Annotated in this window: 1 protein-coding gene; it reads right to left on the reverse strand. The window is 49.6% G+C overall.

Going from position 1 to position 601, the window contains the following annotated elements:
• Nucleotides 1-601, reverse strand: a 601-nt coding sequence (locus R7R24_RS28535) for an efflux RND transporter permease subunit (protein ID WP_318120432.1), incomplete at both ends; no start/stop codon positions are given.

The following is a 601-nucleotide window of genomic DNA, read 5'->3' on the forward strand; positions in this document are numbered from 1 at the left end:
GCCAACGATGGTCGCACTCTTAAAGCCCATGAAAACCAACAACACCACAAAAACAATCGCGACACTTTCAAGCAGGTTGCCAACAAAGTCGTCGATAGACTTTTGTACTTCTTCAGGTTGATAAGCAACGGTCGAGATGTCGACACCCAGCGGCAGCGTTGCCTGGTAGTTAGCGATGATGTCTTGAATCGTATCGCCAAGTGACACCACGTTAATGCCTTGAACTGGGCTCACAGCCAAGGTGACAGCGGGCTCTCCGTTGTAGCGGTTTTCTGCCAATGCTGGTGTTTGATAACCCATGGTGATGTCGGCGATGTCACCAAAACGAATCAACCCCGAGCCAAACTCGCCGGTGCCACCATTGATGATTAAATTGCGAATGTCTTCTAGAGACTGAAACTCACTGGTTTGCGCAATACGAATACGCTCTGTACCCGCATCGAATTTTCCCGCTTCGAACGTGCTGTTTTGTGTGCTCAGTTGGTTCCAAACTTGTGCGATCGACAAACCATATTGAGCCAAGCGCTCGTCTGGCATATCGATATGTACAACGCGAGGTTGAATGCCGTGTAGCTCGATCTTTTTGATGCCGTCGACGGCT

It is taken from the genome of Vibrio sp. 704, from assembly GCF_033339295.1.